A 3,230-nucleotide genomic window follows, 5' to 3' on the forward strand; every position below is an offset into this window, starting at 1 on the left:
GCAGGCACGGCGACGGCGACAAGCCTCTCTACGTGGGGGAGCTGGCCGACCCGGGCGACGCCTCGCCGCTGGCATCGCTCGCCGCGCGGTGGGCGGACCACGGCTGCGCGCCGTACCTCTTCGCCCTGTCCGCGAGCCCACGGCCCGCGGTCGTGCCCCGGCCGGGGACCGCTCGTCCCCCTCAGCGCCCGGCGCGAGCCCGGACCGACAGCACGAGCCACGTCACCGCGGCCGACAGCACCGCGGCACCGAGCAGGTGCACCGCGACGAGGAGCTCGGGCAGGTCGAGCCAGTACTGCGCGAACCCGACCGCACCCTGGGCCAGCTCGACGCCGAGGAGCACGCCGGCGGCCCGCGCCACCACGTCCTCACCGGCGCGGCGGGCCAGCCCCAGCACTCCCATGGTGAGCGCGACCAGGACATAGACCGCGATCGCGTGCACGTGGGACATGACCGCGGGGTCGATGCCGGTGCGGAGGGTCTCGACGTCACCGCTGTGGGGGCCGCTCCCGGTCACCACCGTGCCCAGGGCCAGCACGACCCAGGCCGCGGCGAGCGCCGACCAGGCGAGCCGGCCGGACAGGGCTGATGCGGCGGGGCGGCCCGGGCCGCGGACGGCGTCGAGGAGCACGGTGCAGGCCGCGATGATCGCCATCGACACCAGCAGGTGCACCGAGACCACCCACGGGTTCAGGTCGATCAGCACGGTGAGGCCCCCGATCAGGGCCTGCACCGCGATGCCCACGGCCACCAGCGCCGAGAGCCGCACGGCGGCCCGGTGACCGGCGGCGAGCGCCGCGACCAGGCAGGCGAGTGCGACCACGACGAGCACGAACGTGAGGAGCCGGTTGCCGAACTCGATCGCCCCGTGCAGCCCCAGCTCCCCGTGCGCGACGAAGGAGTCCTCGGTGCACCGGGGCCAGGTGGGGCAGCCCAGGCCCGAGCCGGTGAGCCGGACGGCCCCGCCGGTGACGACGATCAGGATGTTGACGACCAGGTTGGTGACGGCGAGCGGCCACAGGAGGCGACCCGGCAGGCCGACGGGCCGGCGGCTGGACTCGGTCAGCAGGGACACTCTCACTCCCAGGAGAAGGTCGTGGCGGTCAGGACGGTCCCCAACGCTGCCCAGGCGACCAGGACGATCATCGCTCGCACGTCGAAGACGCCCTCGATCGTCGCCGCACGCAGCGCCTCGCCGAGGGCTCCGCTGGGCAGCAGGGAGGCGACCTCGCCGAAGCCGCCGTACGACGACGCGGGGATCACGACGGCGCCGCCGGCCATCAGCAGCAGGTAGACCAGGTTGGCCGCGGCCAGCGTGGCCTCGGCCCGCAGCACGCCGGCGACGAACAGCCCGAGGGAGGCGAAGGCGGCGGTGCCCAGCAGCAGGGCCAGCACGGCCGGCGCGATCCCGCCGGCACCCCCGGAGGGTCGCCAGCCGAGCAGCGAGGCCGCGACCAGGACCACCACGACCTGCATCGCCTCCACGACGAGCAGGCCGAGGATCTTGCCCAGCAGCAGGCCGTGGCGGGGCAGGGGCGAGGCCCCGAGGCGCTTGATCACGCCGTACCTGCGCTCGAAGCCGGTGGCGATCGCCAGCGACGTGAACGCCGTCGACATCACCGCCAGGGCCAGCACGCCGGGGGTGAGCACGTCGATCGGGCGCTGGTCGAGGTCGAGACCGACGCGGTCCACGGCGATGACGCCGCCGACGAGCACGAGGAGCGGGATGACCACGGCGAGCAGCAGCTGCTCGCCGTGGCGCAGCATCAGGCGGGCCTCCATCGAGGCCTGCGCGAGGACCTGCCGGCCCAGGGGTGCGGAGCCGGGCGCGGGGGACAGGTCGAGGGTCATGCGCGCAGTCCCCGTCCGGTCAGCTCCACGAACACGTCCTCCAGGTTGCGCTGGCCCAGCGCCAGCGACTCGGGCAGCACGTCGTGCTCCTCGCACCAGCGTGACACGATCCCCAGGGTGGTGGAGTCGGCGGGCCCGGTGACCACCAGGCTGTACTCGTCGAGCTGGGTGACGGCGGTCAGCGGGCCGAGAGCCCGGCCGAGCGACTCGGGCGCGCCCTCGGGGAAGGGCCGGGTGACCACCAGCCGGATGGTGGCGTCGCCGCCGCCGCGGGTGAGCTCGAGCGGCGTGCCGGAGACCAGCAGCCTGCCGTGGTCGAGGATGTGGATGCGGTCGGCGAGGCGCTCCGCCTCGTCCATCAGGTGGGTCGTGAGCACCACCGTCGCGCCGGCGTGACGCAGGTCGGTGAGCATCTCCCACGTCGCGCGCCGGGCGTGCGGGTCCATGCCCGCGGTCGGCTCGTCGACGAAGACCAGCTCGGGACGGCCGACCACCGCCATCGCCAGCCCGAGCCGCTGCTGCTGGCCGCCCGAGAGACGGCGGTACGGCGTCCGCCCGCAGTCGCCCAGCCCCAGCCGGTCGGCGAGCTCCTCGACGTCCAGCGGGTGTGCGTGCAGCCGGGCGACGTGGCGCAGCATCTCCATCGCGCGGGCGCCCGACCACGCGCCGGCGCCCTGGAGCATCACGCCCAGCCGGGGGAGCAGCTCGCGGCGGTCGCGCCGGGGGTCCAGGCCGAGCACGGTCACGCTGCCCCCCTGGGGCGCACGGTAGCCCTCGCACGTCTCGAGCGTGGTGGTCTTGCCGGCGCCGTTCGGGCCGAGCACGGCGGTGATCGTGCCTCGCTCGACGGCCATCGTCAGGCCGTCGACGGCGACCTTGTCGCCGTACCGCATCACCAGGCCGTCGACACTGACAGCGAGGTCGGTCGGGCGGTCGGGCACGCGCCGAGTCTAGGGTTCGGGTCCCCGCCGGCCCCCGTGCGGGTGGCGCGGCTCAGGGGAACAGCGCCGAGGCGGCGTCGCCGGCGAGGAGGACGCCCACGATGGCGACCGCCCACAGCCCGGCACCGCTGGAGCGACGGTCGAGCCAGCCCGCCAGCCGCTCCAGCCGGCCGTGCAGCTGCCTGTCGGGTCCTCGGCGCATCATCGACCATGACCAGCGCCGGAACGAGATCGCCGCCGCCCTGCGGCGCGTGGTGCTCCGCGAGGGCATGGCGGCCGTGTCGGTCCGCACGGTCGCGGCAGAGGCCGGCTGGTCGCCGAGTGCGGTCCGCCACTGGTTCCCCGACCAGGCGGCGCTCGTGCGGTTCGCCGTCGCCCGCACCATGGCCGAGGCGCCGGCGCGGCTGCGCGAGGTTCTCGCCGCCGGTCCGTCGCGCG

At 75.3% G+C, this 3,230-nt stretch carries 4 protein-coding genes and 1 pseudogene; 1 reads left to right on the forward strand and 4 read right to left on the reverse strand.

The genetic code is table 11. The annotated features are described in order from the left end of the window. Positions 1 to 181: 181 nt before the first annotated feature. Genes QZX64_RS00440 through QZX64_RS00455 form a run of 4 tightly spaced genes read right to left on the reverse strand, consistent with a single transcriptional unit; the run spans position 182 to position 3,063 of the window. Positions 182 to 1,075, reverse strand: a complete 894-nt coding sequence (locus QZX64_RS00440; protein ID WP_295656054.1) for a heme A synthase — start codon at positions 1,073 to 1,075, stop codon at positions 182 to 184. A 2-nt stretch (positions 1,076 to 1,077) separates the two neighbouring features. Next, entirely contained in the window at positions 1,078 to 1,851 is a 774-nt protein-coding gene (locus tag QZX64_RS00445; protein WP_295656056.1) for an ABC transporter permease, read from the reverse strand. Continuing rightward, positions 1,848 to 2,792, reverse strand: coding sequence for an ABC transporter ATP-binding protein (locus QZX64_RS00450; protein ID WP_295656058.1), 945 nt, complete (start codon positions 2,790 to 2,792; stop codon positions 1,848 to 1,850). Before QZX64_RS00450 ends, QZX64_RS00445 begins: the two co-directional genes overlap by 4 nt. Before the next feature lie 52 nt (positions 2,793 to 2,844). Further along, positions 2,845 to 3,063, reverse strand: coding sequence for a hypothetical protein (locus tag QZX64_RS00455; protein ID WP_295656060.1), 219 nt, complete (start codon positions 3,061 to 3,063; stop codon positions 2,845 to 2,847). Here QZX64_RS00455 and QZX64_RS00460 point away from each other — a divergent pair. Next, positions 3,062 to 3,230 (forward strand): annotated as a pseudogene (locus tag QZX64_RS00460) (TetR family transcriptional regulator); the annotation flags it as partial. The gene QZX64_RS00455 and the pseudogene QZX64_RS00460 overlap by 2 nt on opposite strands.

This window comes from uncultured Nocardioides sp. (genome assembly GCF_902805925.1).
Lineage (GTDB): Bacteria > Actinomycetota > Actinomycetes > Propionibacteriales > Nocardioidaceae > Nocardioides.

Excerpts from the sequence above, each read along its gene's own strand:
- QZX64_RS00445 (WP_295656056.1), bottom strand. The coding sequence starts at position 1,851 with ATGACCCTCGACCTGTCCCCCGCGCCCGGCTCCGCACCCCTGGGCCGG.
- QZX64_RS00455 (WP_295656060.1), bottom strand. The coding sequence starts at position 3,063 with ATGCCCTCGCGGAGCACCACGCGCCGCAGGGCGGCGGCGATCTCGTTC.